This is a genomic window from Desulfosporosinus sp. FKB (assembly GCF_002196705.1).
Classification (GTDB): Bacteria; Bacillota; Desulfitobacteriia; order Desulfitobacteriales; family Desulfitobacteriaceae; genus Desulfosporosinus.
In genome coordinates this window covers 13370-38694 of record NZ_NADJ01000028.1, presented here as the reverse complement: position 1 = coordinate 38694, position 25325 = coordinate 13370, and the positions used below count along the sequence as shown (strand labels likewise).

Below are 25325 nucleotides of genomic sequence, written 5' to 3'. Positions count from 1 at the left end.
TATGTTTAGAGCAATTGGAATGATTGAGGTTACTAGTATTGCAAGAGGAATTTTCGCAGCTGACCAGATGCTCAAAACTGCTTATGTTGACGTGGCCAGTGCTACTTCTGTCTGCCCTGGCAAATATATCACGATCGTTCACGGAGATGTAGCAGCGGTTGAAAGCTCAGTTAGCGCAGGTGTTGCTGTAGCAGGGGAATATTTGGCAGATAGCTTTATTCTTCCCAACGTTCATCAAGGGGTTTTTCCAGCAATTACGGCAACAACAGTACCGGAAGGGACTGGGGCCCTTGGAATTATAGAATCATTTTCCATGGCAACCATGATTATTGCTGCAGATGCAGCCCTAAAAGCTGCCGATATTCAGGCTCTGGAACTTCGTCTGGGCAGGGGGCTTGGCGGTAAAGCGTACTTCACCTTCACCGGAGATGTTGCCGCTGTAGAAGCCGGTATTGAAGCCGGGAAGACCATTGCTCTTGAAAGAGGTTTGCTCGTTGATACGGAAGTAATACCCTCGCCTTCTGAGCGGTTATGGAGCTCTTTATTGTAAAGCTAAAATTTTTCCTTCCTATTTAATATATAGTTTTTTAAGCATTCAGCGAAAGGAGGTGTGATCTTGAAAAAACTTGTTTGCGCCGATGAGGTGAAAGCAGCAGCAGCAAAGGGACAAAAAATATTCTGTGTTGACGGCAATGCGATTATTACACCTTCAGCCAGGGATATGGCTAAAGATTTGGGGATAGAATTCACTGAAGGTTTAGCCCCTGCAGTAGACCATAGTTGCAATGTAAGTGAAATGCAGAAGAATCCAAGCCGAGGAACAGAGATAGACAGAGATCTGATCTATCAGGTGGTCAAGGCTGTTTTGATGAATAAGGCTCTGCAAAATGGCTCCTTGTCTGTTCCTGTAACACCGTTTTTGACAGAGAGTGAACCAAAAAGCGGACTGAAAATTGTGCGGGGCAGAACCGTTAATTATGAAAAGTTTGATACAGGAAATTCAAGTACCAACGTTGCATACCGGGAAGTTATCAGTCAACATGATTCTCAAATGAGTGCAGGTTTTTTAACGATTGAAAAGTCCAGTTTTGATTGGGAATTATGCTATGAAGAGATTGATATTATTCTCGAAGGAAGCCTGTCCCTCACTATAAATAATAAAACCTATGAGGCTTGCCAGGGCGATGTTCTTTTCATACCGAAAGGTTCGAAGGTAACTTGGAGTACTACCGGGTATGTCAAACTCTTCTATGTAACCTATCCGGCTAACTGGCCTGACCTTATGGCAGAATAGGAGGGAATGGTATGCAAGCACTTGGCTTAATTGAGACACGGGGATTTCTTACTGCGATTGAATGCGCAGACGTTATGCTCAAAGCGGCGCAAGTGGAACTTGTAGGGAGAACCTTTGTTGGCGGCGGTCTTGTAATGATTGCAGTAACCGGTGACGTGGGAGCCGTTCAAGCTTCAGTGGAAGCTGGTGCAATTGCGGCTAAGCAGATAAGAAACGCTTCACTGGTTTCACAACATGTTATTCCCAGACCGGATGGACATATAGAGCATTTGGTTGCTTCAAACATCCCACCAAGTTCAGATTCAAAAAGCCCTATGAAGGAATCGCTTCCAAAACAGGGAACCTCCAAACAACGTTTTGAACCCAATGAAACCGCAAAAGAACCTGCTGACTCTTCGCAGCTGCAAATGACGTTTTCCAGCAAAGAGGAAGTCGATACTTTTGTCCATAAATTTGGGCTTGAAAATAGCTTGGATGCTTTAAAGGCTCTTTCAGTAGCCAAACTTCGCAAATTAGCCAAAGAATACAAAGAACTTGATATTGCAGACCGTATAATAGCAAAAGCAAATAAAGATATACTTTTGCAAAAGTTTAAAGGTTATTACGAAAGAAAGAAATAAGACTAGCTTCTGCGCAAGGTTATCGAATTGTGCAACAGGGCAGGTATAACCTGAAAAGGGTGCATACCTGCGGAAGGAGGAATCGTTGAATTGGAAAGCTTTGATTATGATTTGCAGTCTGTACAGGAAACCAGGAATCTTGCCCGTCAGGCTAAATTAGCACAAGCTGAACTTGCAAAATTCAATAGTGAACAGATTGATAAAATCATTCGCAATATGGTTAAAGCTGCAGAGGAAAATGCCGTAGCATTGGCCAAAATGGCCGTAGAGGAAACAGGTTTTGGTAAGGTTGAGGATAAGACCTTTAAGAATCGCTTTGCCTCAACAGAACTTTATGAATTCATTAAAACTATGCCGACTATAGGAGTCATTCGTGAAGATACGGTCAATAAGGTTACGGAAATCGCTGAACCGGTAGGATTGCTCATGGGAATCGTTCCCTCAACGAATCCTACCTCAACCACGATCTATAAGTCCATTATTGCCATTAAAGCACGTAACGGGATTGTGTTTTCCCCGCATCCTTCGGCACTAAAATGTACAAATCAAGCAGCGAAATTGATGCATGATGCAGCGGTTGCAGCCGGTGCTCCTGTAAATATTATTGGCTGTATCTCTAAACCATCGATGGATGCAACCAATGAACTTATGAAGTGTGACGAGGTTGCAATGATCATTGCGACTGGCGGTTCTGCCATGGTAAAGGCAGCGTATAGTGCAGGTAAACCTGCTTTGGGTGTCGGCCCGGGAAACGTTCCAGCCTTTATCGAAAGAACTGCTAATGTAACGAAAGCTGTTAAAAATATTATAGCCAGTAAAACCTTTGACAACGGAACCATATGTGCATCTGAACAATCCGTTATTGTGGAAGAATGTATTCGTGATCAAGTTGTAGAGGAGTTCAAACGCCAAGGCGGTTATTTCATGACACCTGCGGAAACAGAGCAGGTAAGCAAGAAGTTATTTGTTAAAGGACATGCGATGAATGCCAAAATGGTAGGCAGATCTTCGGAAGTCATCGCCAATACTGCTGGTATATCAATTCCCCCGGGAACAAAAGTGCTGTTGGGTGAACAACAGGGAGTGGGTGAAGGATACCCGCTGTCTTATGAAAAGTTAACAACAGTATTAGCTTTTTATACCGTTAAAGATTGGCAAGAAGCTTGTGATTTAAGCATCAGATTATTGAATAATGGCGGAGTAGGCCATAGCATCTCTATCCATACAGAAAATCCTGAAATAGCTAAGAAGTTCTCCGAAAAACCTGTTTTTAGGATTTTAGTCAATACTTCCTCAAGTCAAGGCGGAGTGGGAGCAAGTACTGGGCTTGCACCGGCCTTTACTTTAGGCTGCGGCACTTGGGGCGGCAGTGCAACCTCCGATAATGTAACACCGTTGCACTTAATCAATATCAAACGTATAGCCTATGGAATCAAAGACTTCACTGAAAACGCCAATAACTCCGCTTCTTTCTCCTGCGAGGCACAGAAAACCGGTGTTTCAGGCAGTATCAGTGAAGATCAGATTCAAAACCTCGTGGAAGAAGTGCTTTCGCTCCTGAAAAAAAGAGGTGACTACTAAAGTGGGAAAGTACGACACTTTAGTAGAGCTTTTACTCGAAGTGGTCAAAGAGGGAGGAGATATAAAGGAGAAGGACAACTCCATACCTGTGGGAATCTCTAATAGACATATTCATTTATCCCAATCTGACGCAGATGTTTTGTTCGGAACGGGATACAAACTGACAAAAACTAAAGATCTGTCTCAACCGGGGCAATACGCCTGTCAGGAGACATTAACCATCTGCGGGCCTAAAGGGGCTATCGAAAAGGTCCGCATTCTGGGGCCGGTGAGACGTGAATCGCAGATCGAAATATTATTGGCAGATTGTTTCAAACTAGGGATTACGGCACCCGTGAGATTGTCTGGAGACTTGGAAGGTTCTCCGGGTATAACTCTGGTTGGCCCTAAAGGAAGTATCTTGCTGACAAAAGGACTGATCATTGCTCAAAGACATATTCATATGTCCCTGGCAGATGCCAAACATTTTGGCGTTACGGATGGGGAAGAGGTAACTATCCAAACAACGGGACTTCGAGGGGGCACTTACACGAATGTTATTGTAAGGGCCAACGATAACTCAAGTCTTGAATGTCATCTTGACACTGAAGAAGCCAATGCTATGTGTCTTAAATCAACGTCAAAAATTAAGATCGTAAAATGAAAGTAATTTAGAGGAGGCAATTAAAAATGAACAAAACTGAAGCATTAGGATTAATTGAAACTAAAGGTCTGGTTGGAGCAATTGAGGCGGCTGATGCCATGGTCAAGGCCGCTAATGTCTATTTGATTGGCCGCGAGCTTGTTGGAGGTGGCTTGGTTACGGTTATGGTCAGAGGAGATGTTGGTGCTGTCAAAGCTGCTACCGATGCCGGCGCCGCTGCTGCTCAGCGGGTTGGCGAACTGATCTCCGTACATGTTATCCCACGCCCACATGGTGACGTGGAATTGATACTCCCTGCAGTGAAAAAGGAAGCATAATCATTTGAAATTTATTCCAACAGTGAACAAATGAAGGCCAAAACTTCTTAACTTGAGGTTTTGGCCTTCGGGCTTTATGAGAAACAAAAACACCGAAATCTAACATAATGAGATTTCGGTGTTTTTGTTTCTCATATTAGCGGATGCTAAATTGTTTGCCATAGCTTAAACCTTAACCTACATATTTCATGAGGTGTTTACCATAATCCGTAATTTTATAACTTAGTTGAAGATTCCCGTTATCATCGAGAGCAGCATTCTTTAAGTCAATAAGACCCGTAGCTGTCAGCGTGAGAAGATAATCTTCAATACCTCGCTCATTAACACTTTTATCAAGGGGATACTCATTTCTCAGGATTTCTAATAGTTCTTGATTTGAGAGGTTTTCATTCTCGGAGATTACTTGTAATAGTCTAAACTTGACAGGTATCTGACTCATAAAGAAACCTCCTTAGCGAATTTTCAAATTAAGCAGATCTTTGGGATTACCGACGGTAAGAATCGTCCCCAGAAACAAGACAACAACTCCGATAATTAAGTTTGGGGTGAGCGGCAGGTTATTCAACAACCAACCAAAGAAAACTGACCAGATTGCAAAGGTCACACTCAAGCCCATGGTTCTGCCTACTCCGGTCATATTCATTGCTCGATACCAGGATAAAAAAGAAATACCGCCGATAAGGCCGATGACAGCAATGTACCAGCCAGTTGGTGCCGAGAAGCTTTTTGTAAGAATTTGGTAAGAAACACCTCCTGCCAATGGGAGTATGGCAAAAAGATAAACAAAAAAAGAAGTAGCTTCTCTTATACCGATAGCGATATCTGAATCAACCAAATCCATCCCATAAGTTGATAGCACACCTTCTATAGCCCAGCCAATGGCAGAAATAACGGCAAAGGTAATGCCAAGATAAAAATGAGGATAATTAGAACCATCAGGCGGGACAAATCCCACGATAAATGAGCCAGTAATTGCTAATAGAATACCTGCCCATACACGAGGTAATATCTTTTCTTTAAGAAAAACAGCACCAAGGACAGCGCCAATTGCAGGATATCCTGCCGTAATTGCAGCGGTATAGGAGGCTCCTGCGAAATAAATTCCAAGCAGATTACCAGACATTCCGATTGGTCCGCCAAGAATAGCGGCTAGCATAATTATTCTAGCCGGCCGTGTTTTTAAGGTACGAGCATAATCGCGCCATTTTCCATTTAGGACATTGTAAAAAAATAGCCAAAGCGCAGCGAAACCATCATGAATACAAGCACCGACTAAAGGAGCAGCGAAAATACTCATATTATTTGTGAAGGGGGCTAAACCAAGCACCATTCCCATCAGTACCCCGTCTAGCCCCCAAGCTGCACCTGACAATAACCCACTTCCAACACCTTTTTTAGCAAAGGCTAAGTCTCTCTTCTGCAAAAGCAATTGTGCTCTCTGTTCCATTAGCCTAATAACTCCTTAAGTTGATAAATTCCAAACCGCATCTGACGCAGCTGATCCAATTTACACAGCCTGGACAACTTGGGCAGCGTGAGCTGCCTGAGCTGCTTGTCGTTTTTTGGTACAAGTATCTTTAATCACTCTGATAAATTCTTTTTCCACCAAGGAAAGATGGTGGCGATTCGACCAAATTAAGAGAATTGATACTTCTAAGTGAGCATCGTCAATTAAGATTTTCTTAATTTTATTGGATTTTGCGAATTCATCAGCCATAAATTTAGGAACGAATGCAATGCTTTCACCTTGTGATAAAATTTTCTCCATCATCTCTAAATTATCAACGCGGTAAGAGACATTGATATCACCATATTTACGCAGCAAACTAGATACGCCACAATTGGTGATATACTCAGTGTTGTATAAAAGTATAGGCAAGGTAAGTGCTTGATTAAGAGGTATTGAATTTTGACTAATCATAGAATTTGACCCAGTAATAATTACAAATTCATCCGTAAATAATTCTTTACAACTAATATCTTTGGCTTGGCAAAACGCTTCGGTATTAAAAATAATACCAAAGTTTGCTTTGCCGGTTTTAACGTCCTGCAAAATATTATTTGATTCTCCGACTTTTAACAAGGTATTAACTTTGGGATGATTATGTTTAAAAGTCGTTAAAATATCAGGCATGATAGTGATATTTACACTGGGATCTGATGCAACCGAGATATTTCCGTTAAGCTCGATGGAATTAGCTTTACCTATAGATCGGATATCATCGATGATATCGAGTACTTCTTTAGCTTTGACTATAATCAATTCCGCTATTTCGGTTAGTTGAGCACCAGACCTTGTCCGAGTTAAAAGTACGACGCCGAGTTCATCCTCTAGTTTACTGATGGCTGAACTAAGAGCCGGCTGGGAAATATGAGCTCGTTCAGCTGCCAGCGAGATGGACTTGGATTCCTGTACTGCAACTAAAAAGGCTAATTGTTCAAGACGCATAGTTCATAACCTTCCTTAATAACGTATGTCGAATCCTGGCCTTATTATACTATTTGTAATTTAAATTACAATATAAAATAAAGAAATATCTTGTATAAACAAGAATGATTTTAGTTATATAGGATATAACTACTAAGTATCCTATTCGAACAACAGATTTAGTTATATGGGATATAACTACTAAGTATTTCACAGAAAAAGTCGAATCGCCTATAATAAGCGCAAGTGCTTATTATCACAAAAATAGGGCCCCAAAAAACAAGAGAAAGAAGAGGGAAAGGCAGGTGAATTAGTAAGAAGAGGGATGAAGTGTTAGATATAAAAGATATAAAACTAGAGGTAAAAGGTATAGAGGTATTGATTCCATATTAACTGAGTATTTCAACCAATCAACAAAATCAAAATATGGGAGAGTGGGTATATGGCCGTAGTGACCGAATCAAATTTGGATGCAACAGTTAAAACGGGTGGTAAAAGACATTATCTCGATGAAGCACGTATGTGTATGGAACATTATAAATTTTTGATAATTCTTGCTCTAGCCTATGCGTTTGACCAAATGGATTTATTTACGTTTTCTTTCGTAGCCCCTGCCTTAACCAAGCATTGGGGTGCTTCCATGGAGTGGATCGGAATAGTCAACTCGTGTACTTTTGTAGGTATGTTGTTCGGCTGTTGGTTCGGCGGCTGGCTGTCTGACGTTATTGGCCGCAGAAAAGCATTTTTGTTTTCCGTGTTCTTTTTCTCGGTCTTTTCCATCTTAAACGGAGTGGCACCCAATCCAGCAATCTTCTTAGTTTTTAGAACCTTAACCGGTTTTGGTATCTTATCAATGGTTGTTGTGGCTATGGTGTATATTACAGAAATATTACCGGCTGCTTCAAGGGGAAAATGGCAAGCCATATCGCTGGCAACGGGTTTGCTGAGCGTACCTTTAATTGGACAAATTGCTGAAAAAATCGTACCAAGCAGTCCTAATGGTTGGAGATATATTTTCTTTATCGGCGGAACAGGTTTTATTATCTTTATCTTAGCTCTAAGCTGGCTCAAGGAATCCCCGCGTTGGCTTATTACAAAAGGTCGTTATTCAGAGGCCGAAAAGGTTATTCAAAGATTTATTAAGGATGAAAAAGTTGACATTAACAATGAAGCCAGTATTGACCCAGCAAATAATGCTCCCAAAGAGGCTGGAACCATGGAGACACTTAAAGAAATCTTCAGCAAGAAATATGCCCGGAAAACCAGTGTTCTAGTCATTATGGTCTGCTGTATTACAGTTGGTTACTTTATGTTCTTTGGCTGGATGCCCACATTATTAAATGATTATGGTTTTTCCTTGGATGACGCTTTGTGGATGTCTGCTCTCGTATCGTTTGGAAGTCCTATCGGTAACTATTTGGCTGCTTTCTTTACTGATAAAGGCGGAAGAAAGATTCCCATCGTTATCTACAGTCTCTTAGTCGGAGTACTGACAATTGTCTTTGGTACCCTTAAGATCCCCATGGTTATTGTTGGCATAGGTTTCTTTATCAGAGTACTGATGGATGGTGTTTTCGTAGTCATGTGGTCTTATTTAGCTGAAGCTTATCCAACTCATATAAGAACTAGCGGTACAGGCTTTATTTACAGTACAGGCAGACTTTTGACTGCTGTAGCTATGGTCGTTGTACCAATGATCTACAAAGGCTTTGGATATACAGTGTTGTTCGGCATAATCGGTGTTATGTTCCTTTTAGTTGCTGTTACTACTGGACTCTGGGGTGAGAAGACCGCTGGTCGTTCCTTGGATGAGCTCGAGGCCTAGATAATTTTTCATCTATAGTTATGGATGATAATAATAAAGAATTTTAAGGAGTTGGGGTTATGAAAAGAACAGCACTTACCAATAAGTTATTGGTATTGGGCGTTGATGGAATGGACCCAAGAATCAGTAAAAAGTTCTTGGCAGAAGGGAAAATGCCTAACTTACAAAAATTCATTGATCGTGGAGCTGCTAGAGAAGATATCCGTCTGCTTGGTGCAATTCCTACAATTACTCCGCCATGTTGGACAACCCTTGCCACAGGCGCCTATCCAGGAACTCATGGTATCACATGTTATTGGAGACAATCTCCTGAAAGTCTCGATGCTGTTGTCTATAATATGGATTCACGCAACTGTCTTGCAGAACAAGTCTGGAATGTTAGTGCTGAAGCAGGAATGAAAACATTAGTATGGCACTGGCCGGGGAGTTCTTGGCCGCCAACCTCTCACAGCGAAAATCTTAGTGTAGTCGATGGTACGCAGCCTGGTTCTGTGAACATGGGCGTTGCCCAGCTTGACTGGGAAAAGGTTATCGTAGCTACACCTGAAATTAAAGAAGTGCGTTACGCCCCAAGAGTTGACAAGCCGGCAGGGGTAGGCTGTATCATTACTGATTTGGAAGACACACTGGACAATGATGTTGATGACGAAATGATGGAACTTTGGTGGGGTGACACTGCTCGTCAAGGTGGAGAAATCCGCACTTACGTCATGGATGATGAAGATACCGAAGTTGTCATTGGCAGTAAGGTTGCCTACGACATTGTGAATTCTCCCCTTAAAGAGGCTACTGGTTGGGCTAATGCTCCCGAAGGTTCCAAGGAATTTACTGTCTTAACTTCTGGCGGTGTGATGAGACGACCTGCGCTTATTCTGAAAAATGCAGCCGGTGAATATGATCGTGTGGCTATTTACAAGAATAAGAAAGCAGAAGCTCCGATTGTTGTCCTGGAACGTGATAAAATGGTAACCGGTATTATTGATGACGTAACCAAAAAAGAAGTCACTAAACCGGCCTGCCGTTCAATGAAGATTCTCGAACTTGACCCGGTAGGAAATCGAGTGAGACTATGGATCAGTAATGCGCTTGATATTTCCAATGATCAATTATGGCATCCCAAATCTCTTTACCAGGAAATTAAGAGCAACGTCGGAGAGGTTCCACCTGTTAGCTTAATTGGTGGAGAAGATGCTGAATTAGTCCGGGAAATCTTCGAACCCTCTTGGGATCTTTATAACAAATGGCAAGCTGACTGTCTGAATTATGCCATCAAAGAAAAAGGATATGAAGTTGTATTTTCACATCTTCACAACATTGACTGTGCCGGTCATCAATTGTGGCATCTTGGCAAGACGTTAGAGCCTTGGAATTATACCGATGAAAAAACGTATCAAGGGTTCATTGAAAAATTCTATATCCAGACCGATAAGTATTTTGGCGAATTCCTCCATTTACTGGATGAAGGTTGGACAGTATTTATTCTCAGCGACCATGGCCTCATCGTTGGCGAAAATGTACCGCCAATTATCGGAGAATATGGCGGTCTCAATACCAAAGTTATGGAAAAATTGGGATATACCGTGATGAAGAAAGACGAGAACGGTAATTCCATCAGGGAAGTAGATTGGGAAAAGACGAGAGCCGTTCAAATCCGCAGTAACTATATCTACATTAACCTCAAAGGTCGAGACAAATATGGTATTGTTGACCCGAAAGATAAATATGATTTAGAAGAACAAATCATCTCTGACTTATATAATTATAGAGATGAGAGAACGGGCAAACGTGTTATCGGTATTTGCCTCAGAAATAAGGATGCTGTGTTAATTGGTACAAACGGGCCAGAATGCGGTGATATCTTCTTCTCCGTAGAAGAAGGCTATAACAGGTTGCATGGTGACAGTATTTCAACTTCAGAAGGATATTTTGATACCTCAGTTTCCCCAGTTTTCGTAGCGGCTGGTTCCGGTATTAAGTCCGGATTTACAACCGAGCGTACAATCCGTCAAGTTGATGTTGCACCTTCGGTCGCCGTATTGCTCGGTTTGCGTTTCCCCGCACAATGCGAAGGAGCACCGATTTATCAGATCTTCTCTGAAGAAGTTTAGTTTAGTTCAGTTAATTTAGAAAAATGATTTATGCAGCTATCAGAAAGTAGCACACTGATAGCTGCTTTTTAACTGAAATATCGAGGAATTAAAAACTAAAACTAATTATCTTAAAGATTAAGTATCATTGACAAATGGATTATAAATATTAAACTAATGTTGCTAAAGGAGTGTTACTATGTCATTACAACAATTAAACTCAAACAGTTTCGAAGAAATCATCTATGACGATTGTGAATCCTGTCTGGTTATCTTCTCCAGAAAGGATTGTCATGTATGTAAAGAAGTTGTTCCCATGCTTGATGAACTAAAACCACAGTATGAAGGTAAATTTGGGTTCTTTTATGTTGATGTAGAAGAAGACAAGAATTTATTTCAGCGTTTTTCTTTAAAAGGTGTTCCGCAGATTCTCTTTTTCGCGAACGGTGAATATCAAGGGAAACTCGCCGGCAAGGTTGAAGAAGAGACTGTAGAAGAAAAAATTGCAGAAGTACTCAATGCTTAATCGTTTTGAATACGTTTTAGGAAAGTAAAGAAAAGGAGTAGAAGTCATGGCTAATACGTATGACTTGATAATTATAGGCGGCGGACCTGCCGGATTATCGGCTGCAATTTATGGCGGTCGGGCAAGGCTTAAGACTTTGGTTATCAATAAAGGGACTATCGGAGGTTTAGTTAATACAACTCGTGAAATCGTAAATTATCCTGGATATACTCAGGTTAGCGGACCGGACCTTATGAAAGATTTTCATAAACATGCTCAAAGTTTTGGTGTTGAATTCTTAAAAGAAGAGGTCGTCAGTGTAGACCTTTCTCAAGAAGAAAAAACGATTAAAACTAAAAAAGGAAAAGAATTTTCCGCTAAAGCAGTTATTATTGCCTGTGGCAGCGAGCCTCGGCTTTTAAATATACCTGGGGAAAAAAGACTTCGGGGAAGTGGAGTGGCCTATTGTGCGACCTGCGACGCTGAGTTCTTTGAAGGTGAAGATGTTGTTGTCGTAGGCAGCGGCGACCAGGCGATTGAAGAGGGTATGTTCATTACTAAATTCGCCCGCAAAGTAACTGTCATTGTTTTACATGACGAAGGAATTCTCGATTGCAATAAAGTAAGCGCTGAAAAGGCGTTTAACAATCCTAAAATAGAGTTTGTTTGGAACGCTACCATTGAGGAAGTACTTGGAGTAGAAAACGTTGAAGGTGTGAAACTTAAGAATCTAAAAACAGGCAGTTCCTCAGAACTAACCTGTCAAGGCGTCTTTTTCTTCGTGGGGATGGTTCCTTCAACGAAATACCTAATAGACACCGGAATTGAAATAGATAGAAGAGGCTATATCCCCGTAAACGACCTTATGGAAACTAATCTGGAAGGTGTTTATGCTGTAGGGGATAATCGTATAAAATATCTTAGACAAGTAGTTTCGGCAGCAGGTGATGGCGCAACAGCCGCTGTTGCCGCCGAACGTTATATCGAAGAACTTAATGTGTTTAACAGCAATGTTCTTCAGAGCGAGAAAAAAGTCTTATTATTATTTGAAAATGCCCTGATTAATGAAAGCTTGGAGTTTGGGACCTTATTAGAAGAGGTTAACAGCGAATCCGCCGATAATTATAAAATTGTTAAAGTTGATATGGCAACGAAGAAAAACCTTGCTCACAAGTATGATATAAAGACTGCACCAGCAGTTATTGTTTTGGAAAAGGGAAAAGAGATCAAACGCCTTACCTGTGTTTTGGATAAGGATAAACTAAAGTCACAATTATGCTAGATCATATTTATATAACGCAAAAGGGGCACCTCAGATACTGGGTGCTCCTTTTGTTTTATCCAGTTTTTAAGACTCCCGGTTATAAGAGGGTGGTAAGGTCCTTCGTTAACTTCAGGCGGGGTAGAGCCCTCCTTCGCTGCTAAGTATTCCTATTGGGAAAGGCGGCTCGGCAATAATGTCCACTGGACATTATTGTATCTGAAGCCCCGGTGTTCAGCTTTAGCTGAACGAGTTCACTCCTGTGAACGATGATAATTCTATTTTATTTCGATGGTTTGGGGTGTCCCAAATGTGTAACCCGGATAGGCTGCTGTAAGGGTATAAGTTTGACCGGTGCTTAAGACAGCGCTGATTGTGTAAGTTGTTCCATTGTCTGATGTTGTCGCATTAGAAATTGAGACGGAATTTCCTGAACTATTTTGAAGCGTAAAATTATCAGGCGCCAAACCATTCAGCGCTGGGTTCAATGTGACTGTAAATCCCGATGTCGACGGGTTACTGGTTTTCATGGTTTCACTGACTGATGTCTTAGATGGAGTGGTATTAGAAGTTGAGGAAGAGGAATCAGCAGGCGTTTCTGAAGAGGAGCCGGAAGAGGAATTAGAAGAATCTGGAGGAAGAGAAGAATTATCTGACGATGCATTTGAGGATCGGGACTTGATAGCGGCCATATTAGTTATGATTGAATAAATTTCCTTGCTGATATTGTACTGATGAATTAGTCCGTTATCAATTAGAAATATGGTAACTGAAGAACTCCCTTTACTATCATTTTGCATCAACGTTTGCAAAAAAGCATAATCTTGAGCAGTAACAGAAAGCTGCTGAGAAGTTCCATCAGAGACATATAATACCCAATACCCTGACGTTAAAGCCTTATTTTCACTTCCAATGTTCATCGTAATATTTCCGTTCGGAGAAATTTGAGAGGAGTAATTAGCCGAATTAGGATCATTAGAGGTATTAGGGTCATTTGTATTTGGCAGGTTAACATCATTTGAGTTTGAAGCTGCAACACTCTGGTTATTGATATTTTCCAAATAGCCGTGGAAGAGAAAGTAACCAATGACAACAATTACTAATATACCTACAGCTAATGTCCCTAAATCTTGCCTGAAGTCGCCGTGTGGTTGACGCCACCTTTGGTAAGGCATAGGTCTTCTCCTTTCGAAAATTCAGAGATAAGCTCCCATAACCTCAATGTATTTTTATAGTACAAAGATTAGTACTCATAATAAATTTTTCTATCTGATAATATGCAAATTAGCAGGGAAAATATGTCTGACTACAGCTATAACGTTGGTTGCTTCTCCTTTCTAAATGTTCGGACTAGGATTAATACTATTAAAATACCAGCGGTGATGCCGCACATCAAAAAGCCGACGGAAGGACCATATTTTTCAGCGAACCCTCCGGCAAATAAGTTGCCGATTGGAGTTGTCCCTCCAAGAGCAAGTGCGTAGACACTCATAACGCGGCCTCTGTATTCGTCTGTAGAATTGAGTTGTAAGGTTGAATTTACAGTATTCATAAAAATAATATTAAAAAGGCCAATACCCGCGACAAAAAACATTGCTAATGAAGATGAATGGATAAAGAAGATAATTGCCATTAAGGCAGACAAGATGAGGGAAGAAGTAAACATAATGCGTCGATTGGGGTTTGTCCGGGCTTTTGTGGCAACTATCATTGCCCCTATTAATGAGCCAATGCCCATAGCAGATAGGAGAAATCCATAACCGTTAACGCCTTTGTGGAGTACCTGATCGGCAAACACGGGGAAAAGAACATTGGTATTCATTATAAATGTCCCAATATCCAATACAGCAAGAACAGCGCATGCTAAAATTGGTTTTGTGGAAATATAGTTTAGCCCATCAATAACGCTTCTAAGCATATTGACTGTTTGGGGCGGACGATTAATTACTTGGGGATGAATAAGTGACAACCCTATAATTACCGGAATAAAGCTTAGAGCATTCAAGATGAAACAAAATCCGGCACCAATACTTGACATTAATAGAGCAGCTATTGTCGGCCCAATAATGCGTGCTAAGTTAACGATAGTAGAATTAAGGGCTAGGGCATTGGTCAAATCTTTTCTGCCCACTAATTCAACCATAAATGATTGACGAGTAGGCATATCCAATGTATTGACAAATCCCAGGGCGGCAGCGAGTAGTAATACTTGCCAATAATGAATATGTCCTGATAAAACAAGTGCTGCCAGAATAAAAGCCTGAAGCATAAGCGCGGACTGAGTCAATATGAGAATAGCCTTCTTGGGAAATTTATCCGCTAAAACACCGGCAAAAAGGGAAAAAGCAAGCATAGGACCAAACTGGGCTACCCCTAAAATTCCGAGCAGAAACGCTGATTTCGTTAGGGTGTATACCAACCATTGTTGAGCCGTTGTCTGCATCCAGGTTCCCATCAGTGAAATGCACTGCCCGAACCAAAAATAGCGGAAATTCTTATGAGTTAAGGCTGGAAAGGTTTGGCCAAGCTTTCTGGTCACGGCGAAAGTGTTATTCATTTTCTTCTCCAATTTTTCAGTAATTAATTTAGCTAGGATTACTATTATATAAAGTACTATTAGCAATAGTATTGTATAACGTTACTTAACGTGAATCAATATCTGGAGTTAGTGAGAGCCAACAAACTAAGGAAAGAAAATTAACTTCGAATTTTTAAATAGTTTAAACCTCCCCCCCCTAAAACTTTAGGCAATAAACGTATATGCATATAGAGGATTATTTTGACAGTAAAGTTGTTTAGGAGGGAAAAGTTATGAACAAAAAAGCAAAATTGACATCTGTGGCTGTGACAAGTACTTTACTCATAGCTACTTTAGCTGGGAGTGTCCAAGCTAAGCCTAATTTTAAGTCTCATTTTAATCGTTACTCAGGTCAAGATCGTTTTCAAACGTCCACGGCTATTGCTCAGGAGGAAATTCAGGGACAGCAAATGCAAAATGTTGTTCTGGCCTCGGCTTATAGTTTCCCTGATGCTCTGTCAGCAAGCACCCTGGCTACGAAGCTGAATGCATCCATTATTCTTGTAGGAACTGATGTCAATGACTCAGAACTCAGTTTGAACTTTGTGAAAAACCATTTAAAAGCCGGGGGAAACGTCACGATTATTGGTGGTGCTGGCATAATCAATGAAAAAGTTGAGAAGTGGCTACATAAGGCGGGCTATCATGTCACACGAATGGGTGGCTCTGATCGTTTTGACACGAACTCAATCATTGTCAACGATCTTAATGTGAATCCTGGGACACCGGTTATTGTTGCCAGCGGTAATGAGTTTCCGGATGCTTTAGGCGTTGCTTCGCTGGCGGCCAGCAAAGGATGGCCGATTCTTCTCAGCAGCCCCACGAAATTGCCTGATAGTGTTACAAACTTTATCACTAAAGATCAACCTTCCAATATCTATATTGTTGGCGGTAAAGCTGTTATCAACGATTCACTGCAAACAACACTGCAAAGTTTGGTTCCCAGCGCCCAGATACAGCGGTTTGGCGGTCAGGATCGTTTTGAAACCTTATCGCAAATCTTAACCAAGTTTTATCCAAACCCGACTCAGATTTATCTCGCTAATGGATATGATTATGCCGACGCACTTTCTGGAAGCACATTAGCAGCTCAAAACAATGCACCGATTTTATTAATTGATCCCAAATCGAGGCAGTTACCCCCATCGATTAAAGACTATCTCATTACTATTCGGAATACGGGCAGTAATCCTCAAATAAACGTACTTGGCGGATCGGTTGGTGTCCCTGACTGGGCAGTTAATCTGGTCAGCGAGATTTTTGGGGATTCAACCACCTCTTCAGGAGTTATTCCTGTAACGGTAAGCAGCCCGTCGACGAATGGAATTACTGTTGGATTAAATCCGGCCATTAGTGGGTTAACTGCCAACAACTTTACCCTTCTAAATAGTTCGGGGAATTCTATCGCTGTGACAGGTGCGACAACGTTTAACGGAGGAGCCACTTACACCGTTAATGCAGCTTTAAGTGCCGGGCAAATCTATACATTAAGGGTAAACTATAATGGTAATAGTGTTGGAACAACCCAGACCTTCACTGTTCCTTACGTTACAAGCAATCAAACTGTCACTGTCAGCAATCCGACAACAACAGGATTTACCGTGGGACTCAATTCGTCACTTAATGGTCTGACCGCCAGCAATTTTACACTTAAAAATAGTTACGGATATACTGTTCCTATTACAGGTGTGACAACTCTAAATGGAGGAGCCACTTATACTGTTAGTGCAGCCCTGACTGCAGGACAAACTTATACCTTAACGGCTAACTACGCCGGTTATACCCTGGGAACAGCTCAGAGTTTCATGGTGCCCTATACGAATGTCTACAGCGAAACACTCACTGTAAGTAACCCTTCATCAACAGGATTCACAGTGGGTTTGAGTTCGGCTCTGAACGGTTTAACTAGTAACAACTTTACTCTTCTTAACAGTTCCGGATATTCTATACCGCTTACAGGTGTGACTACACTTAATGGAGGGGCTACTTATACAATAAGTGCAGCCTTGAGTGCAGGTCAAACCTATACCTTAACGGCTAACTATGCCGGTTATGCCCTGGGAACGGCTCAGAGTTTCATGGTGCCCTACACTAATGTCAGCAGCGAAACACTCACTGTAAGTAACCCTTCTTCAACAGGATTCACAGTGGGACTCAGTTCGTCACTTAATGGTCTGACCGCCAGTAATTTTACCCTCAAAAACAGTTCTGGATATACTGTTCCTATTACAGGCGTGACAACTCTGAATGGAGGAGCCACTTATACCGTTAGTGCAGCCTTAAGTGCAGGTCAGACCTATACCTTAACAGCTAACTATGCAGGCTATACCCTGGGTACAGCCCAGAGCTTTACAGTTCCTTATAACACGAATAATGTAACGTATACAGTTAATAACATATCGACAACCGGCTTTAAAGTAGGATTGAGTGCAGCGTTGAATGGTTTAACAACAAGTAACTTCACTCTCCTGGATAGTTTCGGAAACCGCATCGCGATTTCCGGCGTTGTAACCTCTGACGGAGGAACAACTTATACCATTAGTGCTGCTTTGAATGCTGGTCAAACCTATACGTTAACGGCTAATTATAATGGTTATGCTTTTGGAACGTCTCAAAGCTTCGTCATACCCTCTGTTTGAGTCGGTTAATTTAGACTAGACGTAAGAAATAGATAGTTCAAAGCCGAATCTAGTTGAGACCTAAATCTCTCAGATATGCAGCAATCAAGAAAACCAAGCTGTTCGGCAATTAATTCAAAGAAGATGCATCCGATAGAAAGCTCCCCTTAAGGCAGGTTAGTTCTAATGACTGCCAAAGGGGAGTATTTATCTAATCGTAAGACTTTACTTTTATAAAGTGGGAGTGGTTCCAATACCTTGCTTCGGCGGTAGAGTCCATCCTTCATCGCGATAGAATTTGTTATGGGTTAGGTGCTTTCGTCACCGAAGCCCTGATGTTCAGCTTTAGCTGAACGGGTTCACTTGCAAAACTAGTTGACAGGAATAGATTTAATAGTTATTTTATAAATGAGAAAATTTAGATTACTATTGGCAGAATTAGCAAAGTCTTAAGATTAAAAAATAGACTAACTTGCTTTTAATAATAACTTTATCTTAAGAAGAAAGGATGTGAACGAAAATAAATTCTGAAAGAGTGGAAATAGAGTCAAATTACCGTAATACATGTCTGAAATTCTGGCGGGATATTAAAAAAAATGATCCTAAAGAGATAACAGCGGTACGAACCGTATCCTACAATAGTGATACCCGTCAATTCATTGTGCTTTTTTTTAATGAAGAGTATGTTGTGGATAGTGACCAAGAGATCATCCACCGAAGAAGAGATGGATATGTTCCTGAAGTGTTGGCAACGATTATTATCCTCAATTATTTGGCCAATGCCAGGCCTTTCCTGGGATCTGACTTGAATTGGGTAAGCGTTAAAGAACTGCCTGGTGGTACGATATTTTATTCTGCATTTCACAAAACAGTTATATCTGTGTTAATTGAATCCTTTGGCCATCAGTCCAGCCGGTTAATGAAAGTTTCTCACGTCTTAGGTGGTCAGCCAGGTCCTTTCGGAGACGCTTCGGTAGTTTTGAGAGCATTTCCCGAAATACCCTTGTGTGTTGTAATTTGGGAAGGGGATGAGGAAGTTAAGGCTAACGCCACTATACTCTATGATTCTTCCATAGAACAAATATTAGATACTGGAATAAGCATTGATCTTGGAGTATACCTGGCAGATGAGTTAAAGAAGCTAGCCCAAGGGCAATTTAATAAATACATTACATAGTGTAATTTTTTAACCTAATTTGAGTACGATTATGAGCTTTAGTTTTGAGTTTGAGTTTGAAGCATTTGTTGTACAATTTGTCAGAATGGCCTATAATAACTTTATAGAACAAGAAAGCTAATAGTTGTCTTTTGTTGCTTTATAGCTTTTTAATGTGCTTAGTTCTATACTTTATTAAATTACTACTCCATTCCAATGTAGTCCTCAAAGAGTTGGAATGGAGTTTTCCGTTATGTTTTTATAAGTATTTAATTACGACTACTGAGATTAACAGATCAAGGAAAGAAATAATTCTTGAATTATAATTAAAGTTTAATATTGCAAAAATATTAACAAATATTGAAATTTACTATATAAAGTAGAATAATAAAAAGATAGGTAAGAATTTTTACATTACAGTGAGAAGAGATGAGGCTTTAGAACGAACCATTTATAGATTCAAAAGATGGAGATATAAAAACTGCTTCTATTGTTAGATAGAGAGATTTTGATTTAATAGCAATCAAAAAGAAGGGGAATTAGGGTAAATTAGGGTAAACAGAGGTGTTTTAAAATGTTCATAGTTTTTCCGGCGGATAAAAAAATTAAAGAAAGGCTTGATGCAGTATGCAAATCATTGAATGTATCCTTTGAAGAATGGTTTGAATCTGCCCTAAAAGCCTCAGAATTTGATGTGTTGACAAATCTGTTAAGCAATCCAAAAGATAAAGTTTCATGGATGTGGGACGAGAAACTAAGCCGATTTGTCAGGCGATCAGATATTGAATAATCAAAGAGTAGTCCTTAATCGTCGAATGCATTAGGTTTCGTGAGACTCCCACTTGTAGAAGTGGGAGTTGTTCCCATACCTTGAGTTGACTATTTATTTCTTCAGACTGCAGCAATTAGTTTATGAAATCTATTGTAATATTTGAACTATTAAGATAGTATATAGTTGTATATACAATATAATGAATTAACAAGTGAATATATGGACTTATAAAAATGTAAACAGCTACGAGGAGAAAACCAGTAAAAGAGGGAATGATTAAGATGGGTCAAATTAGCTATTTAACGAAAGCAACGGTATCAGGGTCAAAAGGACTTCGATATTGGGTTGCATTCGTGTTAGGGGCATTAGCTGCCTTTGCACCGTTGTCGATTGATATGTATTTGCCATCTCTGCCTTCCTTAACGACAGAATTACATACTAACGCATCTTTGGCTCAGTTGAGTATTACTGCCTGTTTGCTTGGAATTTCTGTAGGCCAATTACTTATGGGAGCCCAGAGTGATATTCGTGGCCGTCGTTTACCATTGTTAATTGGACTAATAGCTTATACGGCTGCGTCTTTGCTTTGTGCTATTACTCCGTCAATCACCGGTTTAATAATATTAAGGTTTATTCAAGGAGTGGCAGGTTCTGCAGGGATTGTCATTTCCAGGGCCGTCGTCCGAGATCTCTACTCAGGTTCCGAAATGATGAGGTTTATAGCTCTATTAATGTTAGTAAATGGTCTGGGACCGGTACTTGCACCAATAATTGGGGCTCAGCTTTTGCAATTCACCTCATGGCGTGGTGTATTCATAGTTTTATGTGTTATTGGATTATTAATGATTTTTGCAGTTTATTTTGGATTGAAGGAATCATTGCCAATTGAGAGCCGGACTTCAGGTGGCCTTTCCAATACTTTTTTAACCTTTAAAGACCTTATTACCGATGCGGATTTTGTTAAGTATGCTTTGCCTCAAGGACTTGTTTCGGCAGGCATGTTTGCCTACATATCAGGATCACCATTTGTCGTTCAAAATGTATTTGGGGCCTCCCCCCAAACCTTCAGCTTAATTTTTGCAATGAATGGTATCGGTATTATTATTGCCGGGCAACTTACAGGAAGACTTGCGGCGAAGATAAATGGGGTCAAATTATACGTGGCAGGCCTTTGCCTCGCAGCTTTTGGCGGCCTTGCATTGTTAGGGGCAATTATACTCAACGCAGGGCTGTCATTCATATTATTGCCATTATTTTTAGTAGTATCAAGCGTAGGAGTTGTAGGTACTGCAGGTTCAGCCTTAGCCATGGAAAACTATGGACATGCGGCAGGCAGCGCTTCTGCTTTGTTGGGGCTTATGTCATTCATTTTTGGTGCATTCGTTGCCCCGCTGGTAGGCTTGGGGGGAAGCAATACAGCAATTCCAATGGGTGTTATCATAGCAATAGTGGATGTTGGTTCATTACTTACCTTTATGATCTTGAAGAGGCCAAGACTACAGAGGGCATAGTTGATATGTATATACATTTTGATGTATTTACATAATTCGTAATAGTTTATATCTTACAAAGGAGGGGGAGATAAGACTGAGGTTAACAGAATAGTTTGGGTTGCTTTAAAAAGAAGGGAGGAATTCGACATTAAAATTCTTAATATTCTAAATAACCCTAATATACTATCTAATATTTAATAATCTGTTAAGCATTAACACAGGATTTGAATAATGACAACTATATTGAACTGCAAGAGTACCTTGTTAAAAGTGTTTTAGGATTCAGCAATCATCCGAATTACTTATAACTTTAATGGCGAATATACATTATGTTTTGAAAGGAAGATATCTGTGAATGATAAAAAACAGTCTTTAGTATTATTAGCCATTTATTCATTCGGGTTTCTTGCTATGGGTGTTGGAACAATTACTCCTGCCATAGCAGCTATCGGAGGAGCCTTTCCAAACGTAAGCTTCAGTACTCTATTGCTGGTATCGACTATCCCTTCACTTATATCCATACCTGTATCTGTTTTTGGCGGCGGTCTTGCTGGAAAGTCTGTAAAATACAGGACGTTAGTTATTTTTGCAACGTTGATGTTCAGCCTTGGTGGAGCGATTCCCTATTTTTTAAATGATTTTACCTCGATATTGATAGCCCGGGGTTTCTTTGGGTTGGGACTTGGGCTTATTATGCCGATCAACAGCGCCTTAATTTTTAACCTTGTACCACCTGATAAACAGGCAAATGTTATGGGAATTAACGGAGTTATCATGAATATTGGAGGAATCGTGCTCCAATTGCTGGGTGGTGTGCTTGCCTCAGTAAGATGGAACTATAGCTTCCTTGCTCATGCTCTTGGGTTAATCACATTTATTATAATCATATTGTTCCTGCCAGAGCCTCAAAAAGCAAATATGCCGGCGGGTTCTGCTGACAATGCAGCTTCAACATTGAAAATGCCTGCGTCAGTGTTTGGTTGGTGTATTGTCTTTGGAGTAGTTACAATTTTAGACTACCCGTCACTTACCAATATGTCTTCTGTACTTTTAACCATCAAAGCTAATGCAGCGGTTGCCGGGGTAGTCCTGATGTTCATGACTGTAGGGGGTATGCTGGCAGGAGCGGTTTTTGGCAAAGTGTATAAAAAAATTGGACGCCAAACTCTTAGTGTTGGAGTTATATTTTTTACAGTATCCCAGATCTTGTTTTCCTTTAGCCAAAGTGTTCCGATATTTATGCTTGGAGAGGCGTGTTTAGGGGTAGGGCTAACTCTTTGCATGTCATCGATCTATATGCTTGCCGGTGCTTCAGTGCATCCCAGCCAGACTCCAATGGCTATGTCCATCATTGTCTCAGGCATGAACTTGGGCGGATTTCTTTCCGGGTATTTTTATGCTGCCATTATGAGTCCTCTGCATATCACGACGCTAAGATTTCAATATTATTTTGGAACGATAGGATATTTAGCTTTGTTAGTGGTCTTCTTACTAATGTTTGCTTTCAAAAAGTCTGCTCAGTCGGTTGGCCCTTCTTCACAAGCAAAAGTTCAATAATTTCTGCATATGAGATAATTGGAAATGGTGAATGCTGAAATTAAATTTAATTAAATAATTCAGGCTGAACTAAAATTATATAATACATGCTCCTTTAATGTGCTGTTACTATACGTTAAAATATTGGGTAAAGCAATAACTGATAACAGATAATTGGTAATAATTAACGAGGAGGACTTAAGAAATGTCTAAGATTGAAGAAGTTAAGGCAATGGTGCAGTCGGGAAAAGCTAAACTCATTCCTGGGTTGGTACAGGAAGCCTTGGATGAAGGAAATGAAGCCCAAAATATTCTCCAAGCCATGGTCGACTCAATGAGCATTGTTGGTGATAAATTTTCAGCCGGGGAAATATTTGTCCCGGAAATGTTGATGGCGGCTAAGGCTATGTCTAAAGGTGTCGATATACTTAAGCCGCTTTTTGCTGGACAAAGTACAGCTTCTTATGGGACATGTGTTATAGGTACCGTTGCGGGCGATCTTCATGATATTGGCAAAAACCTTGTGTCAATGATGATAGAAAGCGCTGGATTTGAGATTGTTAACCTTGGGGTTGATGTATCGGCGGCTAAATTCGTCGAGGCTGTCAAAGAAAACAGAAATGTAACGTTAGTGGCATGTTCAGGTCTTCTTACAACAACAATGACGGCTATGAAAGAAACTGTACAAGCCCTTAAATCCAGCGGATTGACAGGCTTTAAGGTAATTATCGGCGGTGCGCCGGTAACTGCAGAATTTGCAGTATCAATTGGTGCAGACGGTTTTGCTCCCGATGCAGGCAGCGCAGCCGTAAAAGCTGTGGAATTAGTTAAAGGTTGATAAACCATCTCAACAAAATGAGGAGGGGTAATTATGTTAACGAAACGGCAAAATTTACTTGAAACGATCAAGGGCGGAAATCCTGATCGATTTGTAAAACAATATGAATTTATGCATTTTATCATGGAAGCTCCTAATCCTGGTGGAAACTTCCCTGAACCTGGGCAAACAATAAAAAATAACTGGGGTATTACCTTCCGGTGGCCGGAAGGTCAACTCGGCGGCTTTCCGGTTCATGACGAGGAGCATAAGGTTCTAAAGGATATCACCGAATGGAAGAGCTATGTTAAAGTGCCCCCAATCCCTACAGCCGATGAAGATTGGGCACCTGCTATTGCCCATGCGAAAACTGTTGATCGTAACAAGGAATTTGTAACAGTATTTGTCGCACCTGGAGTATTTGAAATGACCCATCATCTTATGAGTATGGAAGATGCCTTAATGGCTTTATATGAAGAGCCGGAAGCTATGCATGAACTCATTGATCGTCTTACTGAACAGGAGTTAGCTTATGCTAAAGTTTTGATTGATCGTCTTCATCCTGATTGCATTTTTCATCATGATGATTGGGGAAGCCAAAAATCGTCCTTTATTTCTCCGCAAATGTTTGAAGAGTTCTATCTTCCGGCTTACAAGAAAATATATGGTTTCTATAAAGCTAATGGGGTAGAGCTGATTATACATCACAGTGATTCCTATGCAGCTAATTTGGTGCCCTTTATGGTTGATATGGGAGTAGATATTTGGCAGGGGGTCATGACAACAAACAATACGCCGGAATTAATCAAAAACTATGGCGGAAAGATTAGTTTTATGGGAGATATCGACAGCGGTGTCGTCGATTTCCCGGCTTGGACTCCTGAAATAGTTGGCAAAGAAGTAGAACGGGCATGTAAAACTTGTGGGAAGTTGTATTTTATACCTTGTCTGACTCAAGGAGGCAATTGGAGTTCTTTCCCGGGTGTTTATGATACGGTAAATGAAGTCATTGACAAAATGACCAAGGAAATGTTCTAATATCCATTTAATTAAGCAGCCAGAATTATTAAAGATTCAAAGATTCAGAGATTGCAGGGCCGTGAGAGAATAAAGTTTCTCCACGGCTCTTTCTATTTTAGGGCCTGAGTTTATAACTCTGAATTTTCTTTCGAATGTCTCCTGTTTTCAGCCCTAATGGGCCTGAGCATAAGAACTAACTCAACAGATTTTTAATTATTTATCCAAAGAGAAGGAAATGTATGAAAATTGTGGAAAGTTAATAGATGGTACTTATCTATAAAATTGGAAGTGGTGGGGTGTGCCGGATTGGAATATAGAGATGTAGGTCGATGTGCATCATGTGGAGGGAAGTGTTGTAAGCTTTATATACAAAGGTGTGAAGGTGGACAACTGCCTGATGATATTCATTATGCTAATGATAATATTATAGATCTAACTCAAAACTTTGAGTATTATTTCCAGCACAGTGTTTGGTATTTAGAAAAAGATAAGTTTGAAGTAGAACCACTCTATGACGTACTTAAGGCTTTTAGTGCTTGGATTGATTCTTACATCTATAATGATTTTTCGGCTAGAAAAATTGAAGCCCTAAGGTTTCTTAGTGAACTGAAAGAACGTGGAATTAGTATGGGGTACTGTGCTTATTGGACGAAGCGAAGCGGTTGCATTATTGCATGGGAAAAACGTCCTATAATTTGCAAAGAACATCGATGTAAGGAATGGCTTGAAGAAGACAACAAACAAAAACTAAAAATACGTTCATAAGGTAATAAA

Annotated in this window: 23 protein-coding genes; 18 read left to right on the top strand and 5 right to left on the bottom strand. The window is 40.5% G+C overall.

The features are described from left to right. The first annotated feature begins 1 nt into the window (after position 1). From B5Y67_RS08780 to eutM, 6 genes are all read left to right on the top strand, one after another. Positions 2 to 550 (top strand): BMC domain-containing protein, encoded by a 549-nt coding sequence (locus B5Y67_RS08780; protein ID WP_088226076.1) that lies wholly within the window; start codon positions 2 to 4, stop codon positions 548 to 550. Between the two features lie 66 nt (positions 551 to 616). Continuing rightward, positions 617 to 1294 carry a cupin domain-containing protein gene (locus B5Y67_RS08775; protein WP_088226075.1) on the top strand — a complete coding sequence of 226 codons (678 nt, stop codon included), beginning with the start codon at positions 617 to 619 and terminating at the stop codon, positions 1292 to 1294. An 11-nt stretch (positions 1295 to 1305) separates the two neighbouring features. Further along, a complete protein-coding gene (locus B5Y67_RS08770; RefSeq protein WP_088226074.1) occupies positions 1306 to 1914 on the top strand; it encodes a BMC domain-containing protein in 609 nt (202 codons plus the stop codon). A 90-nt stretch (positions 1915 to 2004) separates the two neighbouring features. Next, positions 2005 to 3495, top strand: coding sequence for an acetaldehyde dehydrogenase (acetylating) (locus B5Y67_RS08765; protein ID WP_088226073.1), 1491 nt, complete (start codon positions 2005 to 2007; stop codon positions 3493 to 3495). Position 3496: 1 nt separating this feature from the next. After that, on the top strand, positions 3497 to 4138 hold the full coding sequence (locus B5Y67_RS08760; protein ID WP_088226072.1) for a phosphate propanoyltransferase: 642 nt from the start codon (positions 3497 to 3499) through the stop codon (positions 4136 to 4138). Between the two features lie 26 nt (positions 4139 to 4164). Next, on the top strand, positions 4165 to 4455 hold the full coding sequence (gene eutM, locus B5Y67_RS08755; protein ID WP_088226071.1) for an ethanolamine utilization microcompartment protein EutM: 291 nt from the start codon (positions 4165 to 4167) through the stop codon (positions 4453 to 4455). A gap of 172 nt (positions 4456 to 4627) precedes the next feature. On the opposite strand, the gene B5Y67_RS08750 is transcribed toward eutM, so the two are convergent. From B5Y67_RS08750 to B5Y67_RS08740, 3 genes are read right to left on the bottom strand one after another with little or no spacing between them, the layout of a single operon-like run. Then, entirely contained in the window at positions 4628 to 4894 is a 267-nt protein-coding gene (locus B5Y67_RS08750) for a hypothetical protein (protein ID WP_088226070.1), read from the bottom strand. Positions 4895 to 4906: 12 nt separating this feature from the next. Further along, complete coding sequence (locus B5Y67_RS08745; RefSeq protein ID WP_088226069.1) at positions 4907 to 5902, bottom strand: DMT family transporter; 996 nt, start codon at positions 5900 to 5902, stop codon at positions 4907 to 4909. A 60-nt stretch (positions 5903 to 5962) separates the two neighbouring features. After that, entirely contained in the window at positions 5963 to 6904 is a 942-nt protein-coding gene (locus B5Y67_RS08740) for a LysR family transcriptional regulator (RefSeq protein ID WP_088226068.1), read from the bottom strand. 421 nt (positions 6905 to 7325) lie between these two features. On the opposite strand from B5Y67_RS08740, the gene B5Y67_RS08735 reads away from it, so the two are divergent. From B5Y67_RS08735 to trxB, 4 genes are all read left to right on the top strand, one after another. Then, positions 7326 to 8708 (top strand): MFS transporter, encoded by a 1383-nt coding sequence (locus B5Y67_RS08735; protein WP_088226067.1) that lies wholly within the window; start codon positions 7326 to 7328, stop codon positions 8706 to 8708. Between the two features lie 59 nt (positions 8709 to 8767). After that, positions 8768 to 10816 carry an alkaline phosphatase family protein gene (locus tag B5Y67_RS08730; protein ID WP_088226066.1) on the top strand — a complete coding sequence of 683 codons (2049 nt, stop codon included), beginning with the start codon at positions 8768 to 8770 and terminating at the stop codon, positions 10814 to 10816. Positions 10817 to 10994: 178 nt separating this feature from the next. After that, positions 10995 to 11321: a thioredoxin family protein gene (locus tag B5Y67_RS08725; protein ID WP_088226065.1), complete on the top strand. Its 327-nt coding sequence runs from the start codon at positions 10995 to 10997 to the stop codon at positions 11319 to 11321. 46 nt (positions 11322 to 11367) lie between these two features. Continuing rightward, positions 11368 to 12582 carry a thioredoxin-disulfide reductase gene (gene trxB, locus B5Y67_RS08720; protein ID WP_088226064.1) on the top strand — a complete coding sequence of 405 codons (1215 nt, stop codon included), beginning with the start codon at positions 11368 to 11370 and terminating at the stop codon, positions 12580 to 12582. 257 nt (positions 12583 to 12839) lie between these two features. On the opposite strand, the gene B5Y67_RS08715 is transcribed toward trxB, so the two are convergent. Then, a complete protein-coding gene (locus B5Y67_RS08715; protein ID WP_088226063.1) occupies positions 12840 to 13736 on the bottom strand; it encodes a hypothetical protein in 897 nt (298 codons plus the stop codon). 137 nt (positions 13737 to 13873) lie between these two features. Further along, entirely contained in the window at positions 13874 to 15118 is a 1245-nt protein-coding gene (locus B5Y67_RS08710; RefSeq protein WP_088226062.1) for an MFS transporter, read from the bottom strand. A gap of 254 nt (positions 15119 to 15372) precedes the next feature. Here B5Y67_RS08710 and B5Y67_RS08705 point away from each other — a divergent pair, with 254 nt between their 5' ends. The 8 genes from B5Y67_RS08705 to B5Y67_RS08670 all read left to right on the top strand — a co-directional run bounded on the left by B5Y67_RS08705 (position 15373) and on the right by B5Y67_RS08670 (position 25316). Further along, positions 15373 to 17778: a cell wall-binding repeat-containing protein gene (locus B5Y67_RS08705; RefSeq protein WP_088226061.1), complete on the top strand. Its 2406-nt coding sequence runs from the start codon at positions 15373 to 15375 to the stop codon at positions 17776 to 17778. 520 nt (positions 17779 to 18298) lie between these two features. After that, positions 18299 to 18934 (top strand): DUF3786 domain-containing protein, encoded by a 636-nt coding sequence (locus B5Y67_RS08700; protein ID WP_088226115.1) that lies wholly within the window; start codon positions 18299 to 18301, stop codon positions 18932 to 18934. Positions 18935 to 19487: 553 nt separating this feature from the next. Further along, positions 19488 to 19703 carry a hypothetical protein gene (locus B5Y67_RS08695; protein WP_088226060.1) on the top strand — a complete coding sequence of 72 codons (216 nt, stop codon included), beginning with the start codon at positions 19488 to 19490 and terminating at the stop codon, positions 19701 to 19703. A gap of 263 nt (positions 19704 to 19966) precedes the next feature. After that, complete coding sequence (locus B5Y67_RS08690) at positions 19967 to 21196, top strand: multidrug effflux MFS transporter (RefSeq protein WP_207652411.1); 1230 nt, start codon at positions 19967 to 19969, stop codon at positions 21194 to 21196. Between the two features lie 333 nt (positions 21197 to 21529). Further along, positions 21530 to 22735: an MFS transporter gene (locus B5Y67_RS08685; RefSeq protein WP_088226058.1), complete on the top strand. Its 1206-nt coding sequence runs from the start codon at positions 21530 to 21532 to the stop codon at positions 22733 to 22735. A 184-nt stretch (positions 22736 to 22919) separates the two neighbouring features. Next, on the top strand, positions 22920 to 23552 hold the full coding sequence (locus tag B5Y67_RS08680) for a corrinoid protein (RefSeq protein WP_088226057.1): 633 nt from the start codon (positions 22920 to 22922) through the stop codon (positions 23550 to 23552). A gap of 33 nt (positions 23553 to 23585) precedes the next feature. Beyond that, positions 23586 to 24569 (top strand): uroporphyrinogen decarboxylase family protein, encoded by a 984-nt coding sequence (locus B5Y67_RS08675; RefSeq protein ID WP_088226056.1) that lies wholly within the window; start codon positions 23586 to 23588, stop codon positions 24567 to 24569. 288 nt (positions 24570 to 24857) lie between these two features. Next, positions 24858 to 25316 carry a hypothetical protein gene (locus B5Y67_RS08670; protein WP_140419076.1) on the top strand — a complete coding sequence of 153 codons (459 nt, stop codon included), beginning with the start codon at positions 24858 to 24860 and terminating at the stop codon, positions 25314 to 25316. Positions 25317 to 25325: the final 9 nt, after the last annotated feature.